Annotated in this window: 14 protein-coding genes; 3 read left to right on the top strand and 11 right to left on the bottom strand. The window is 62.3% G+C overall.

Annotated elements, in window-relative coordinates:
* Positions 1-191: 191 nt before the first annotated feature.
* Genes AC1U7K_RS04555 through AC1U7K_RS04510 form a run of 10 tightly spaced genes read right to left on the bottom strand, consistent with a single transcriptional unit; the run spans position 192 to position 10,590 of the window.
* The gene (locus AC1U7K_RS04555; protein WP_480249619.1) at positions 192-1,784 is read right to left on the bottom strand and encodes an acyl-CoA mutase large subunit family protein; all 1,593 of its coding nucleotides are present in this window, start codon (positions 1,782-1,784) and stop codon (positions 192-194) included.
* Between the two features lie 26 nt (positions 1,785-1,810).
* Positions 1,811-2,698: a 3-hydroxyacyl-CoA dehydrogenase family protein gene (locus AC1U7K_RS04550; protein ID WP_480249618.1), complete on the bottom strand. Its 888-nt coding sequence runs from the start codon at positions 2,696-2,698 to the stop codon at positions 1,811-1,813.
* On the bottom strand, positions 2,695-3,870 hold the full coding sequence (locus tag AC1U7K_RS04545; protein WP_480249656.1) for a thiolase family protein: 1,176 nt from the start codon (positions 3,868-3,870) through the stop codon (positions 2,695-2,697). The genes AC1U7K_RS04550 and AC1U7K_RS04545 overlap by 4 nt, the downstream gene beginning before the upstream one ends.
* A 5-nt stretch (positions 3,871-3,875) precedes the next feature.
* Positions 3,876-5,033: a dihydrolipoamide acetyltransferase family protein gene (locus AC1U7K_RS04540; protein ID WP_480249616.1), complete on the bottom strand. Its 1,158-nt coding sequence runs from the start codon at positions 5,031-5,033 to the stop codon at positions 3,876-3,878.
* A gap of 17 nt (positions 5,034-5,050) precedes the next feature.
* Positions 5,051-6,043, bottom strand: coding sequence for an alpha-ketoacid dehydrogenase subunit beta (locus tag AC1U7K_RS04535; RefSeq protein ID WP_480249615.1), 993 nt, complete (start codon positions 6,041-6,043; stop codon positions 5,051-5,053).
* A complete protein-coding gene (locus AC1U7K_RS04530) occupies positions 6,040-7,041 on the bottom strand; it encodes a thiamine pyrophosphate-dependent dehydrogenase E1 component subunit alpha (RefSeq protein ID WP_480249614.1) in 1,002 nt (333 codons plus the stop codon). The genes AC1U7K_RS04535 and AC1U7K_RS04530 overlap by 4 nt, the downstream gene beginning before the upstream one ends.
* 20 nt (positions 7,042-7,061) lie before the next feature.
* The gene (locus AC1U7K_RS04525) at positions 7,062-7,826 is read right to left on the bottom strand and encodes a hypothetical protein (RefSeq protein ID WP_480249613.1); all 765 of its coding nucleotides are present in this window, start codon (positions 7,824-7,826) and stop codon (positions 7,062-7,064) included.
* A gap of 3 nt (positions 7,827-7,829) precedes the next feature.
* Positions 7,830-8,828, bottom strand: a complete 999-nt coding sequence (locus AC1U7K_RS04520; RefSeq protein ID WP_480249612.1) for a fumarylacetoacetate hydrolase family protein — start codon at positions 8,826-8,828, stop codon at positions 7,830-7,832.
* Positions 8,825-9,940 (bottom strand): homogentisate 1,2-dioxygenase, encoded by a 1,116-nt coding sequence (locus tag AC1U7K_RS04515; protein WP_480249611.1) that lies wholly within the window; start codon positions 9,938-9,940, stop codon positions 8,825-8,827. Before AC1U7K_RS04515 ends, AC1U7K_RS04520 begins: the two co-directional genes overlap by 4 nt.
* 29 nt (positions 9,941-9,969) lie before the next feature.
* A complete protein-coding gene (locus AC1U7K_RS04510; RefSeq protein ID WP_480249609.1) occupies positions 9,970-10,590 on the bottom strand; it encodes a VOC family protein in 621 nt (206 codons plus the stop codon).
* A 243-nt stretch (positions 10,591-10,833) separates the two neighbouring features.
* Between AC1U7K_RS04510 and AC1U7K_RS04505 the strand changes: the two genes are divergently transcribed.
* Genes AC1U7K_RS04505 through AC1U7K_RS04495 form a run of 3 tightly spaced genes read left to right on the top strand, consistent with a single transcriptional unit; the run spans position 10,834 to position 13,955 of the window.
* Entirely contained in the window at positions 10,834-11,556 is a 723-nt protein-coding gene (locus AC1U7K_RS04505) for an iron-containing redox enzyme family protein (RefSeq protein ID WP_480249608.1), read from the top strand.
* A 52-nt stretch (positions 11,557-11,608) separates the two neighbouring features.
* On the top strand, positions 11,609-12,592 hold the full coding sequence (locus AC1U7K_RS04500; protein WP_480249606.1) for a hypothetical protein: 984 nt from the start codon (positions 11,609-11,611) through the stop codon (positions 12,590-12,592).
* Complete coding sequence (locus AC1U7K_RS04495; protein WP_480249605.1) at positions 12,567-13,955, top strand: tryptophanase; 1,389 nt, start codon at positions 12,567-12,569, stop codon at positions 13,953-13,955. Before AC1U7K_RS04500 ends, AC1U7K_RS04495 begins: the two co-directional genes overlap by 26 nt.
* A gap of 28 nt (positions 13,956-13,983) precedes the next feature.
* Here the strand turns inward: AC1U7K_RS04495 and AC1U7K_RS04490 are convergent, their stop codons facing one another.
* On the bottom strand, positions 13,984-14,523 hold the full coding sequence (locus AC1U7K_RS04490; RefSeq protein WP_480249604.1) for a hypothetical protein: 540 nt from the start codon (positions 14,521-14,523) through the stop codon (positions 13,984-13,986).
* Positions 14,524-14,803: the final 280 nt, after the last annotated feature.

Raw genomic sequence — 14,803 nt, 5'->3', positions numbered from 1 at the left:
TTCCTCTTTCCCTCTTCATTCCAATTCTCACCCCAATGCCATGTGGTAGGGGAAAATGGGCTCGAAGCTCATCTCACCCGTCGCGGCGGGCGAAGGGGGTGCCTCAAACTGCGCGCGTCCAACGAGGGCCTTCCGAGGCCGCGCGTTGCGCGAGCACGGAGGCACCCCCTTCGCCCGCCGCCTCTTCAGTTTCACAGCACCATCGGCTCCCGATACGTTCCAAACACCTCTTTGAGCGCCGCGCAAATCTCCCCCAGCGTCGCCTTCGCTTTGACGGCCTCGATCAAATAGGGCATCAGGTTCTCGCTGCACGTCGCCGCCTCCTGCAATTCCTCGAGTGCCCCCGCCATGCGGAAGGGATCCCGCGCCTTTCGAAGGTCGGCCAGTCTCGCCACCTGCCCCTGCTCGACCTCCGGCCCGATCTTCAAGATAGGAATCCGCCGGGGCGGCTCGACGTAGTCGTTCACGCCGACCACGATCCGCTCCTTCGCCTCGACCTCACGCTGGTACCGTTGAGACGCTTCCAGAATCTCGCGCTGCGGATAGCCCTGCTCGATCGCGTTGACCATCCCGCCCATCGCATCCAACCGACGGAAATACTCCTGCGCTGCCTCCTCCAGGCGATTCGTCAACGCTTCGATGAAGTACGAGCCGCCCAGCGGGTCGATGGTGTTCGTGACCTCGCTCTCCGACGCGATGATTTGTTGCGTGCGGAGCGCCACCTTCACGGCGTCTTCCGTCGGCAGCGCGAGCGTCTCGTCCATCGAATTCGTGTGCAGGGATTGCGTGCCACCCAGGACCGCGGCGAGCGCCTGGAGCGTCGTCCGTACGATGTTGTTCATCGGCTGCTGCGCGGTCAGGGAGCAGCCGGCGGTTTGCGCATGGCAGCGGAGCTGCAGCGAGCGCGGGTTCTTCGGCTGATACCGCCGCGCCATCTCTCGTGCCCAGAGGCGCCGCGCCGCCCGGAATTTGGCGATCTCCTCAAAGAAATCGTTGTGGACGTTGAAGAAGAATGAAAGCTGCGGCGCAAACGTATCGACATCGAGCCCGGTCTCCACCGCCGCATCCACGTACGTCAGCCCGTCGTACAGCGTGAACGCTAACTCCTGCACCGCCGTCGAGCCGGCCTCGCGAATGTGGTAGCCGCTGATGCTGATCGGATGCCACTTCGGCATATGCTCGGCGCAGTAGGCCATCGTATCGACGATCAGGCGTAGATGCGGCTCGGGCGGGAACAGCCACTCTTTCTGCGCGATGTACTCTTTGAGAATGTCGTTCTGAATCGTGCCGTCAAGCTGGTTGAGTGGTATCCCTCGTTTCTCGGCAACCGCGAGATACATCGCGAAGAGGACGGCCGCCGGCCCGTTGATCGTCATGGACGTCGTCACCTGATCCAACGGGATGCCGTCGAACAGCCGCTCCATGTCGGCCAGTGAGGAGACCGCGACCCCGCAGTAGCCGACCTCGCCACGCGCGCGCGGATCATCCGAATCCAGCCCCATCAGCGTCGGCATGTCGAACGCGACGCTGAGGCCGGTTTGTCCGTGCTCCAAGAGAAATTTGAATCGGCGGTTGGTGTCCTCCGCGGACCCGAAGCCGGCAAACTGCCGCATCGTCCACAGGCGACCGCGGTACATCGTGGGATAGATGCCGCGCGTGTACGGAAATTCGCCGGGGGCGCCGAGGTCGGTGACTGAGGACCAGTCCTTCAGATGATCGGGCGTGTAGACGCGCTCGATCTCGAGGCCGGACAAGGACGTGAAGCGAGGTTTGCGCTCGTTCATGCCGGCGCCTCCGTGCCGAGCAGCCGCTATGAGACGGCGGACGCTAGCGGCTGCTGATCATAGACATAAAAGCCGCGGCCGGTCTTCCGGCCGAGCCGGCTGGCCGCCACATGCTCTCGCAGCAACGGCCGCGCGCGAAATCGGGGATCACCTAAGTCGTCCGCGAGCACATCGCAAATCGCCACCACGGTATCGAGGCCGATGCGATCGGCCAACGCCAACGGCCCGACCGGATGATTCAAACCGGCCGTCATCGCCAGATCAATCGCTTCCGCCGTGGCATGGCCCTGCTCGAGGAGCGCGACCGCTTCGTTGATCATCGGCATCAAGACGCGGTTGACGATGAAGCCGGGCGAATCCCGGCAGACGACCGAGACCTTTCCCAGCCGCGCGGAGACCGCCGTCGCAACCGCCACGGTGTCGTCGGAGGTCCGCTCGCCCTTGACGATCTCTACGAGCCGCATGACCGGCACCGGGTTCATGAAATGAACACCGACGACGCGTTCCGGACGGCCGGCCGCGGCGGCCAGCTTCGTAATCGAGATCGAGGAGGTATTGCTCGCCAGAATTGTGTCTGGTGCAGACACGCTGCCGAGCCGGCCAAAAAGATCCTGCTTGAGCTTGGCATCCTCGGGTGCGGCTTCGATGACGAGCTGCGCCTCGCAAAGTCGCTGGAGGTCAACCACGGGTTGAATGCGGGAGAGAACCACTTCGGCTTGGTCGGTTTGCAGCGCGCCTTTCTCGGCCGCACGGGCGACGCTCCCCCGGAGCTTCGTCAGGCTTGCATCCAGCACGCCTCGGCTCACGTCCATCAACAGGACCCGCCAGCCGGTGGTTGCGAGTACCTGCGCGATGCCTCGCCCCATCTGGCCCGCGCCGACAACCGCAGTCGTCTTGATGTCGTCGATCGTCACGGTCGCTCCACTACCAATGCCAACGCCTCGCCGCCGCCGATACAGAGACTCACGAGACCCCGGCGCGCTCCGCGCGCCTCCATCGCATGCAGGAGCGTCGTGACCAACCGAGCGCCGGTCGCCCCGATCGGATGGCCCAGCGCGACCGCGCCGCCATGCACGTTCACCCGGCTAGTATCCAGGCCCAGATCGCGGTAGATCGCCAGCGCGACGACCGAAAAGGCTTCGTTGATCTCCAACAGATCGATGTCGTTCACCGAGAGGTCGGTCTGCTTCAGCACCCGCCGAACGGCTTCAACGGGAGCGATCGTGAACCACTCGGGCGCGAGCGCCGCGCCGGCGTAGCCCACGATGCGGGCCATCGGTGTGAGCCCGAGACGGCTCGCTTCTTCTTCAGCCATGACGACCACCGCGGCGGCGCCGTCGTTGCAGGCGGGCGAATTTCCCACCGTCAACACGCCGCCTTCTTGAAACACGGGCCTGAGGGACCGCATACGGCTGAGATCGACCCGATTGGGCTCCTCATCCACCTCGACGGTGACTTGGCCCTTTTTCTGAGGTACCTCGACCGGCACGATTTCTTTTTTGAACGCGCCGGTTGCGATCGCTTCGCGGGCCCGCCGATAGCTTTCGAGCGCGAAGTCATCGGCTTCGGTTCGCGTGATCCGGTAGGTTCGCGCGCACAGTTCGCCGCCGTCGCCCATGTGGAAATTGTTGTAGACGTCCCACAGCCCGTCCTTGATCAAGCTGTCGGTCAGCTCTCCATGCCCGAGTCGATAGCCCTGGCGCGCCTTCTCGATGAGATAGGGAGCCCGCGTCATGTTCTCCATTCCACCGGCGACGATGATCCGGGCCTCGCTGAGCGCGACGGCTCGGGCGGCCATGATGATCGTCTGCAGGCTCGAGCCGCACACCTTGTTGACCGTGACCCCACCCACGGAATGCGGGATGCCGGCTCCGATCGACGCTTGGCGGGCCGGGGCTTGCCCCAGTCCTGCAGTCAGCACGCAGCCCATCAAGACTTCTTCGACGCGGTCGGGAGGGAGATCGATCCGTTTGAGCGCATCGGCGATTGCAAGGCTCCCCAATCGCGTAGCCGGCACGCTGCTGAAGATCCCGTTGAACCCCCCCATCGGGGTACGAACGGCACTGACAATGACGGCGGACTGCATGTGTTTCACAGGTACGTCTCCCACTCGCTGTGCTCCAGATATCCTTTCACCTTGCCCATGAACTGATCCGCAGTCGCTCCGTCCAAGACCCGGTGGTCGAACGACAGGCTAAGATAGCACATCGGCCGAATCACAATGGCGTCGTTGACCACCACGACGCGCTTCTGCACCGCGCCGACGCCGAGGATCGCGACCTGCGGCTGATTGATGATCGGCGTGCTGAACAAGCTCCCGAAGCCGCCATGGTTCGTAATCGTGAACGTCCCGCCTTGCACTTCTTCGGGGTTCAGCCGTTTCGTGCGGGCCCGCTCCGCCACGTCCTGCACCTCACGACCCAACTGAACGAGGCCCTTGCGATCCGCATCGCGGATGACGGGCACCAGCAGGCCTTCCTCGACGGCGACCGCCACGCCCATGTGAATCTGTTTCTTGATGAGAATGCCATGATCGGTCCACGACGCATTGACGATCGGTACGTCCTTGATGGCGCGCGTGACGGCGTGGACGACGAACGGCATGTACGTGAGCGAGCGGCCTTCCCGGAAGCGACTGATTTCGGAACAGTCCACTTCGAAAAAGGTTGCGACGTGGGCCGACGTGTGACGGCTCGCCACCATTCGTTCGGCAATCGTCTTTCGCATCGGCGTGAACGGCAGAAGCTGATCGGTCCCAGTTGCCTGCGCAGCCGTGGCTGGTGCCGCGGGCTGCGCGCCGACCTGACGCGCGGCTCCGGCCTGCCGTCTCGCGACAAAATCAAGGACATCTTTTTTCGTCACGCGGTTACCGGCCCCCGTGCCGACAACTTTTGAGAGATCGACTCCGTGCTCTTGAGCAAGATGCCGCACGGCCGGCGAGAAATGCTCTTCGCCATCCGGGTGCCGAACGACCACGCCGCCGACTCGGTTGACCACGCCTTCGGCCCGCTCTTGCTCCTCAATCCGCCCCAGCACGGTGCCGATCGGGACCGTCTCGCCTTCTTTGACCAAAATCTCGGACAGCACCCCGGACGTCGGCGAGGGCACCTCGAGCGCCACCTTGTCGGTCTCGACCTCCAACAGCGGCTGATCGCGCTGCACCGCGCCGTCCTTCGACACGAGCCACTTCACGATCGTTCCTTCCGCAATGCTCTCCCCGAGTTGTGGCATTACGATATCGGTCGCCACGTGTCCTCCGTGTTCGGTCAGTACGCCGCGAGCTTCCTCGCCGCCGCCATCACATCCGAGGGCTTCGGCAGGAAAAATTCTTCGAGCGGCGTGCTGAACGGCACCGGCGTGTCCGGCGCCGCCACACGTAAGATCGGGCCGTCGAGGAAATCAAAACATTCCTCGGCCAGCAGCGCGGCGATCTCGGCCCCCACGCCGCCGGTCTTGTTGTCCTCGTGCAGCACGATCGCCTTGTTCGTCTTCTTGATCGACTCGTAGATCGTTTCTTTATCGAGCGGGATCAGTGAGCGCAAGTCGACGACTTCCACATCGATCCCTTCCTTCACCAGGGCCTCCGCCGCCTCCAACGCGACGTGCACCATCGCGCCGTACGTCACGAGGGAAATATCGCCGCCGGTGCGTTTGACGTCGGCCTTGCCGATCGGCACGATGAAATCCTCAGCGGGCAGCACCGCCTTGGCACGGCGATAGAGAAACTTGTGCTCGAAGTAGATGACCGGATTGGGATCACGAATCGCGGCCTTGAGCAGGCCCTTCGCGTCGTACGGCGTGGACGGCGCCACGAGCTTGAGGCCCGGCGAATGGAAGAACCAGCCTTCGGGGCATTCGGAGTGAAACGGTCCGCCGTGCACACCGCCCCCGAACGGCGCACGGATCACGAGCGGCACGGCCGCCCCCCAGCGATAATGATTCTTCGCGGCGACTTCGGTGATTTGATCGAACGCACAGGAAATGAAATCGGCGAACTGCATCTCGACGACCGGCCGCAAGCCCATCATCGCGGCCCCGATCGCCGCCCCGACGATGCCGGATTCCGACAACGGCGTATCGAGGACCCGCCACTCGCCGTATGTCTCCAAAAACCCTTCGGTGATCTTGAAGGCGCCGCCGTACACGCCGATGTCTTCGCCCATCAGGAAGACGCGCTCGTCGCGCGCCATCTCCTCAGCGAGCGCCTGCGAGATGGCTTCCAGATACGTGACCTCACCGGTCGCTTGCGCCGTCGTCATGATTCCACCTCGCTCTCGGTCGCAAACACCCCTTCCAGCACCTCCTTGCCTTCCGGCAGCGGGCTGCGCTCGGCGAACTCCACGCCCGCCTCGACCTCCTTCTTCGCGCGTTCCGCCACGTCGTGGAACACGGCCTCGTCGGCGTAGCCCAGCCGCTGCAATAGCTGCTCGCATGTGAGAATCGGATCCTTGCGCTTCCACTCCTCGAGCAGCTCGCGCGGGACGTATTTCGCGCCGTCGTGCTCCGAATGGCCGTGCATCCGCATGGTCTTGCATTCGATGAACGTCGGGCCCTCGCCGGCCCGCGCCCGGGCATACGCCTCTTTGGCGGCGAGGTAGACGGCCGCGACATCGTTGCCATCCACGATCCGGCTCGGCATCCCGTACGCTTTCGCGCGATCCGCGACGTCGGCGATGGCCATCTGGTAGCGGAGCGGCGTCGAATAGGCGTACTGGTTGTTGCAGCAGAAGAAGACCACCGGAAGCCGGCGCACCGCGGCGAAGTTCAACGCTTCATGAAAATCGCCGCGGCTCGTCCCGCCGTCTCCCGTATTGGTCGCCACGATTCGGCGTTCGCCGCGGATCTTGAACGCCAGCGCCGCGCCGGCCGCCACCGGGAGATTGTCGGCGAGGTGACTCACGAACCCGAAGACGCCCCGCTTCAAGTCGCCGATGTGGACGTTGCCGTCCTTGCCCTTCGTCGGGCCGGTCTGCTTGCCGAGGTACTGCGCGATCACTTCGCCCGGCGTAATGCCCTTGATTAAGAAGACGCCCATGTCCCGATGGTAGGGGGCGGCGATGTCGTCGCGCTCGAGCGCGCAGCCGTAGCCGACCGCAATCGCTTCCATCCCGTGACTGGTATAGACGCCGCCCATGATGCGGCCCTGGCGGTAGAGCGCGGTGATCCGTTCTTCCAGCGTCCTCGTCAGGCGCAGGTAGTAGTACATCTGGAGGAGATCGGTTCGCTTGATGTCGCGGGCGACGTCCGCGCCTTCCATTGGTGCCTCCTTCTTGATCGTCATAACTCCGGCATATCCTTCCATGACAACAAGGGGACCTGCTGCTGACACAAGGGACAGTCCTTGGGCTCCCACTGGGGCATGTCGAGGTCCGCGCTGTAATAGAACGGATACTGCTCGGTCAGCTCATCCATCAGCGGAAACTGGCCGCTGTCCCGTCGCGCGAACACGATCATGCCGGCTAGAATTCCCCCGCGATCGGTAATCACCTTCCCGAGCTTGCTCACGCACATGCCGCGGGTCGTCACGTCATTCATCGACACGAATCGCTCCTCCGGGTTGATCTGTCCCCATTCGATGTCGGTGCTGATTTTACCCGTCTGCCAATCGAAGGGCGTCAAGACGAGCCGGAGCGGCATGCGCTCGCGGAGCAGGTCGACGACCCGGGAGGCCAGCCGCTGCGCGTCGGACATGGTCGAGACGATGCCGGCCACCGGCTGGTCCTTATACGTCTCGTACAGCCAATCGGCCATCCCTCGCGCGATCACGGTCAACAGTTCCGGCAGCCGCGCGATGGATTCAAACCGCAGATACGTCCCGGTGTGATGACCCGAGACGACTTGGACGTGCGTATCGAAGAACACGCATTGCGCCGTGCGCAGGATGCGATGGATGTCCCAGGACGAGAGCGGCGAAAACGGGACGGCGCGGATGAGCCGTTCCATGCGGCCGTCGATGTCCGGGCTGTTGTAGAGTTGTCGATGTCGGGAAGTGAGTTCGCGAAGCACCTGAAGGTCGGGCCGAAGGTCGACCTGCACCGCCATTCCCTACTCCTTGGCAACGATCCGGGTCCGAAGAATGCCGATCGGCTGAATCTCGAGTTCCACGAGGTCTCCCGGCTTCAGGTACCGGTCCAGCTCCAATCCGCAGCCACCACCGACCGTCCCGGAGCCGAACAGATCGCCGGGGTACACGTCCTCGTCCTTCGAGACGTGTTCGATCATCTGCGGGAACGACCAATGAATCGTGCCGAATCGGCCCTCCGACCAGACCTCACCGTTCACACGCGCGATCATCTTCAGATCCTGAAGATCCGGCAATTCGTCGGCAGTGACGATGCATGGGCCGATGGCCGTCGCGAAATCTTTGCCTTTGGCTGGACCGAGGCGGCACGCCATCTCCTGGAATTGAATGTCGCGCGCGCTGAAATCGTTCATGATCGTGTAGCCGGCGATGTAACGGGCCGCGTCCTTGAGCGCGATATTGCGACCTCCACGGCCGATCACGCACGCCAACTCCAACTCATAGTCGAGCTTCGTGGTGTTCAACGGCCAGATGAGCGGCTCGTCGGGCCCGATGATCGTTCGGTGGTTGCCCTTGTAGTAGACCGGGAACTTGTACCACTCGGGCGGAATCGGCTGGCCCCGCTTCTTGGACGTCGCCGCGATGTGATCTTCGAACGCGATGAAGTCCCGGAGCGACGGAGGATTCGGCAACGGCGCGACGAGGCGGACGCCACGGTTGAGTTCCGAACGCCTCGGGTAGAGAATCGTCTCACCCTTCGGCCCTCGCACCTCATTTCCCGCCTTCACCACATACTCGTACCCCTCACGCGCCCGCTCCATCGCCGTTGGCCCGCCTTCCAGCAACTCCAACATCGTCGCCGGCACGAGCGCGTCGGCTAACCGATACGGCTGCGTTTCGCCCCGATCGGCGAGCACACGGGCATAGGCAGCATTGAGATCGACGATGGCTTCGTGGAAGAGCGCGCCGCATCGCGTAAATGGCCCGAGAGACGTGCTCAATTCAAAGCTCACCAATTTCATCGTTTGCTCCAACTGGTCGCGTAGTCCTTGACCTCGGCGGCTTCCAGCTCGGGCAGCACGTTGAACGGCGTGCGGGATTCGATCATCACGGCGACTTCTTGGGTTTCCGTTTTATTGGCGCTCGCGGCGACGGCCTGCGGCTGGGGGCCGTGGTGGATGCCCTGTGGATGCAGGGTCAGCATGCCGGGCTGAATGCCCGCCCGGCTAAAGAAATCACCGCGGTGATAGAAGAGCACTTCGTCGTAGTCCATATTGCGGTGATAGAAGGGAACGCGCAATGCCGCGGGATCGCGCTCCAGCGGTCGCGGCGCGAACGTAGAAATCATCATGCCATCGGCTTTGAAGGTCACGTGGACGCTCGGCGGCAAATGGTACCGCGGGCTCGTCACCGGGCGGAAATCACGCACGTTCAGCTTCGCAACCCACAAATCTCCCTTCCAGCCCACCACGTCCATCGGATAGAAGGGATACGAGACCCGCGTGTACTCGCCGGCCCGCTTGATCCGCACCTCCCATTCGGTCTTGGCCGTCGCATCGGCGGGGGGCGCGGTCAGCTCGGGCGAGACGAGCACGCCGCGATCGAACAGCGCGTGCTGTCCCAACGGCCCTCGATCGGGCAGGGTCACGGGTTTGGGCGTCTCCATAATAAGGAAGAGCGACCCAGCGCCTTTTCGGTCAACGCGCAGCCGGTAGGTCGTCCCCTTCGGGATCGTGATGTAGTCGCCCGGTTCATACGTCAGCACACCATAGTCCGTTTCCAGTTCGCCCCGCCCTTCGTGCACGAAGAACACTTCGTCGCCGTCGGCATTCCGGACGAAATACGGCATGGTCGCCGTTCGGCGCGAAACGTACACGCAAACGTCGGCGCTTTTCAGGATCGGCACCGGAGGTCCGTCGATGGCGAGATGATCGGGGGTCGGCAACTCCGAGCAGGTAAACGCGCGGGGGCGTAAGGGACCGTCGATCCGCGTCCAGGCAGTCGGAGGATGAGAGCGATACAGATGGGAGGACGGTCCGCTAAAGCCGTCGCGACCGTGCTCCTCTTCGTACACACCGTCGGGAATCCCGACGTGCGCCTGGTTCGGCGCCTCACCCTTCTTGGTGAGATACATGACCGACCTCCGCACACGTCAATGCGCGGCTAGGCGGCACTCTGACGGGCAGGAGCCTTGGCCGCCGGCTTCACGTCGCTGTCCTTGTCGGAAAACGGCAACGGCAGCGTCTCGTAATCCACGATCGTTTGCTCGACGCCCGAGAGTTGGTCTCGCTCGATATCCTTATACAACGATTCGACGGTGCCGCGCACGAACGTCTTCGATTGCTCCCCGCCATGTTCGCGTTGCGTGAGTTCCAGGAACACTCCGCAACCTTTGAAGAGCGGATAGGTGAAGCGCTGCTTCAGCGGGCCGAACCCGTCGCGACCTTCCTTGAGATCCCCACTGAACCGGACTCCATGCGCCTCCCATTCACGGCACACCGCCTCGATGTCATCGACCTCGATCGCGATATGCTGGACGCCTTCGCCGTACTTGTCGATGAAGTCACAGATCTGAGACCGGACGGCCTTGTTTCGGCCCTGCATCAACGCGATCTTGGCGTTGCCGCGCTGGACCACCACCGTATCCATACTCGATTTCTCGGTGCCCACATCCCGCGCGGACCAAATGACCTCGAACCCCAAGACTTTCGTAAAGACGTATTCGGCCGCTTCCAGATTCTTGACACAGAGCGTGATGTGGTCGATGCCCACGTGTTGGTCCATGGCCTTCCTCCTGCGACTCCCGGCGGTCCGGCCGGACATCCCACTGTGACAGCCTGCTGCGCAATGGCTACACTATAACATAATCGTTGCATCATTCAATAGACTTTTTATATCATAGGAGTGTTGACGGTGACAGCTCGAACCGTCTGGACGCAGAATACGCCGACAATCGGAACTTTTCTCGTGATTGCACTTCTCTATTGCTGTCGCGAAGACTGACCCTCGTTTCAACGGAGGTGCGCTATGTCGTTCTATGAACGGATGCGCGACGAAGTCCTGCAGCACGGCGCGATCAACAATCGGTATCTCGACCGATTCGAGCGCGGAGAGATCAGCGACGAGGAGTTCGGCACGTTCGCCGTCGAATTCTATAACTTCGCGCGGTTCTTTCCGAAGATTTTGGTGTCGCAACTCGTCAATACCGAGGACGAGGGCGTCGCGGATGAACTGACCAAGGTGCTCTACTCCGAGCTCGGCGACGGCCAGGTGCGACGGCGGCACGAGCTCCTGTATCGCGACTTCCTCCGTTCGGTCGGCTTTCAGATCCACGATGTGCTGGCCACCCCGATGCTGCCCTCCACCCGCGCGTACATCGAAGGCATGGAACAACTCTACAGCAGCGGCAATCACGCGCTCGCGCTTGGCGCGTCGTTCGGACTCGAGAATATGGCGATCACGATGTGGGATCATTTGATCCCGGGGCTGATCCGCTTGCGCGCCTCCCGCTATCCGTCCTTGGACATCACCTATTTCACCTTCCATCGTCAGCTCGAGGCGACCCATGAAGAGGCGATGAAAAATGCGGTCACCGCGCTCGATGGAGAAGGCGACCTCGGACGGCTGACACCGTCGGAACGCGGGGATTTCCGCCGCGGCATGCGGGCCGTCCTCGACTATTTGGAAGGGTTCTGGATGGGGCTCGACCGCTCGGGACAGCAGCACGGCATGGATCGGCTTGCGGTGTAGCGAGACCAGCCGCACGACGGAGACCGCGGCCTCGCGGCCTGCAGGAGGACGGATGTCTGACATTCCGCGGTATGTAGAGGAGGTGAAGCGGCGCTACGGCCTCACCAGCGATTATGCCCTCGCCGAGAAGCTGGGCATCGCGCAGCCCGACGCGAATCTGATTCGCCGAGGCCTGAAGATTCCGAAGGCCGATCTCTGCATCACGATCGCCAACCTGCTCGGCCGTCACCCCCTCGAGCTGCTCTTGACCGCGCAAAAAGACAAGGCGCCGAAACAAGCCAAAGAGTATTGGCAGCTCGCGCTTACCGCCGTCGACGTGATGCTGCACGTGCCCAAGCAGCCGCATTACCTGGCGAAGAAAGTCGAGGCGATCGGCCGCGAGCTGCGCCAGTTGGAATCGCAGGTCCTGACCTATGAAGGGGCGGCGGCCAATGCTGAAGCGGTTCGTCTCGTCGAGACGGCGGAGCACTCGATCGACTCGATGATGGAGCGATGGAACATCTGGAAGAAAGGCGAGCCGCTCTATCCCAATTATCTGCTCGCCAATCAAGCCGCGGCGCGCCGCAAGGTCACGATTCGACGGTTACTCATCTTGACCCGGCAGCAAATGGCCGATGACGCCCTGGTGTCGGATGCGATCACGGTGATGGAAGATCAGCAGGCAGCCGGGATCAAGATATTTTTTGCGTTCCGAGACCATCTGTTACAGTCCCCGACCTTTCAGCGCATCGAGGAGGACTTTCGGAAGTACGGCGCCGCTCACGATCTCAACGCGGCGATGTTCGACCGCCAGATCCTGATCTTCTCGCAAACCTACGGCACCGTGCCGCTCGGCGTCGTCGGCAAGCCGACACCGATCACGATGATCAACAAGCTACAGATCTCATGGAAGCCCGACATGATCCGCGCGCTCGATCCGGCACCGCTCTTCGACATGACGCGCTATGTCTTCGAATACGAAGGACCCGCCGCGTTTCAGCGACACTTGACCCGCTTTCGGAGGTCGACTCATGCGCTTCCCGTCCGAGCCGTTTAAGATCAAGGTCGTCGAACCGATCCGCCGCACCACGCGCGACGAGCGCGAGCAGTGGCTGCGCGAGGCGGGCTACAACCTGTTCCACGTGCCGGCCGAGACGGTCTACGTCGATCTCTTGACCGACAGCGGGACGTCGGCGATGAGCGACAATCAGTGGGCCGGCCTGATGCTCGGCGATGAATCCTATGCCGGCAGCAAGAACTTCTACCACTTCGAAGAGGTCGTCCGGTCCATCTTCGGCTACCGCTTCGTGATCCCCACACACCAAGGGCGCATGGCGGAGAATCTGCTGTTCTCCACTGTCGTGAAGCGCGGCATGGTCGTTCCCAACAACATCCATTTTGATACGACGCGCGCGAACGTCGAGCATCAAGGGGCGGAAGCCCGGGATGTGGTCGTAAAGGAGGCGTACGATCCGCACTGCGAGCTGCCGTTCAAGGGTGACATGGACCTCGTTCGGCTGGAGGAGACGATCAATCAGGTCGGACGTGACCGGATTCCGCTCGTGATGATCACGATCACCAACAACAGCGGCGGCGGCCAACCGGTGTCGATGGACAGTATTCGGCGCACCCGTGCGCTCCTCAACCGCTACGGCATTCCGCTCATCTTCGATGCCTGTCGGTTCGCCGAGAATTGCTTTTTCATCAAAGAGCGCGAGCCAGGCTACGCCGAGCGTCCGATCCGGGAGATCGCGCGCGAGCTGTTCAGCTATGGGGACGGCTGCACGATGTCGGCGAAGAAAGATGGGTTGGTGAATATCGGCGGGTTCTTGAGCCTGAACGATCAACAATGGGTGCAGGATGTCACCAACATGTTGATCCTGGTGGAGGGGTTCCCGACGTACGGGGGCTTGGCGGGGCGTGATTTGGAAGCGATCGCGCGCGGGCTGCAGGAGGTGTTGGACGAGGACTACTTAAGCTTCCGCATCGGGCAGGTACGCTACTTAGGCGAGCTCTTGGATCAGGCCGGGGTGCCGATCTTGAAGCCGATCGGCGGGCATGCGGTGTACCTCAACGCACGGGAATTTTTCCCGCACCTCCCGCAGAGCGCGTTTCCCGCTCAAGCGCTGGCCGTCGCGCTCTATCGCGAGTATGGCATCCGTGGCGTCGAGATCGGCACCGTGATGTTCGGGAAGAAGGACCAGGCTTCGGGTGTGTTGATTTATCCGGAACTTGAAATGGTCCGGCTCGCCATCCCACGACGTGTCTACACGAACATGCAGATCACGTACGTGGCTGAGTCGATTGCCGAGCTGTATGGTCGCCGCGAGTCGATCCCAGGCCTGCGGATGACCTATGAGGTGCCGGTGCTTCGTCATTTCACCGCGCGGTTCGAGGAACTCCCCGTTGTCACCGCATGAGCCGACGCCTGAGCCGTGCGCACCCTTGTTAGCGTCGGTCTCTCGTCTCTTCGATTGCAGTGAGCAGGATCGTCGTACCAGGGGATTCGGCAGTCAGGCTGGCGGTCGCGATGCGGCTGAGGACGTGTTCGCTTTCCGACACCCGCCTCGTGTCAATTTTGTCTAGTGCTTCAGTGGCGTGACGAACGCCTTCGCTTGCCTTGTAGAGATACGCTTGGGCGAAGGCGTCACGTGCTGTCTTTACATCTCGCCGAAACAATGCCCAATAGCCGAGTTGCCGGTATGCATCAGCGGTGTAAGGCGCAAGGAGCAAGCGGTTATCGGGGTGATTGATCGATGCGAGTGTCTCATCAAGGGCTCCCTTAATATGGTCGAGACTCTCAGCACGCAGCTTGTGCTCCGCTGCGGACAGCGGACGCGACTGCGCAGCCGTGTTCAGCAGTCGGACCGCATCGAGCCTGGCTGCAGTGGCCAGAAGCGCCGGCCGTATCGTCAGTGACAGCATTTCCTGTAGGAGGCGTTTCATCCGCCCGGTCAGGTCTTCCGCCTTTCGGGGCATGTCCGTCACGGCCTCGTTGGCCTGCTGGCTCAATTTCTCTATTTCGTCCTGATACGCCTCCCTGGCGACCCGTACATCCTCCTCGAGTTGTCTGGCCGCCGTTACATACTCATGTAGAGCACCAGAGGCATCGCTGGCCGCTTCCCGCGCTCGGAGGGCGTCGCTTGACCGAGTGACAGCGTCAACTGCAGCTTCCAACCGAGCGCGGGTCTCCGAAAGACTGTCCGATGTCCCGGCAAAACTCGGGACAGCAACGAGAGACGCGATGAGGAAGATCGCCAGCATGACG

This window comes from Nitrospira sp. Vd2, from assembly GCF_979581665.1.
The sequence above is the reverse complement of the archived record's forward strand: the minus strand, read 5'-3'. Positions and strand labels throughout refer to the sequence as shown.

What these genes read in the sequence shown, in the direction of transcription:
- AC1U7K_RS04555 (WP_480249619.1), bottom strand. Translation starts at nt 1,784, where the DNA reads ATGAACGAGCGCAAACCTCGCTTCACGTCCTTGTCCGGCCTCGAGATC.
- AC1U7K_RS04545 (WP_480249656.1), bottom strand. Translation starts at nt 3,870, where the DNA reads ATGCAGTCCGCCGTCATTGTCAGTGCCGTTCGTACCCCGATGGGGGGG.
- AC1U7K_RS04535 (WP_480249615.1), bottom strand. Translation starts at nt 6,043, where the DNA reads ATGACGACGGCGCAAGCGACCGGTGAGGTCACGTATCTGGAAGCCATC.
- AC1U7K_RS04530 (WP_480249614.1), bottom strand. Translation starts at nt 7,041, where the DNA reads ATGGAAGGCGCGGACGTCGCCCGCGACATCAAGCGAACCGATCTCCTC.
- AC1U7K_RS04525 (WP_480249613.1), bottom strand. Translation starts at nt 7,826, where the DNA reads ATGGCGGTGCAGGTCGACCTTCGGCCCGACCTTCAGGTGCTTCGCGAA.
- AC1U7K_RS04520 (WP_480249612.1), bottom strand. Translation starts at nt 8,828, where the DNA reads ATGAAATTGGTGAGCTTTGAATTGAGCACGTCTCTCGGGCCATTTACG.
- AC1U7K_RS04515 (WP_480249611.1), bottom strand. Translation starts at nt 9,940, where the DNA reads ATGTATCTCACCAAGAAGGGTGAGGCGCCGAACCAGGCGCACGTCGGG.
- AC1U7K_RS04510 (WP_480249609.1), bottom strand. Translation starts at nt 10,590, where the DNA reads ATGGACCAACACGTGGGCATCGACCACATCACGCTCTGTGTCAAGAAT.
- AC1U7K_RS04505 (WP_480249608.1), top strand. Translation starts at nt 10,834, where the DNA reads ATGTCGTTCTATGAACGGATGCGCGACGAAGTCCTGCAGCACGGCGCG.
- AC1U7K_RS04500 (WP_480249606.1), top strand. Translation starts at nt 11,609, where the DNA reads ATGTCTGACATTCCGCGGTATGTAGAGGAGGTGAAGCGGCGCTACGGC.
- AC1U7K_RS04495 (WP_480249605.1), top strand. Translation starts at nt 12,567, where the DNA reads ATGCGCTTCCCGTCCGAGCCGTTTAAGATCAAGGTCGTCGAACCGATC.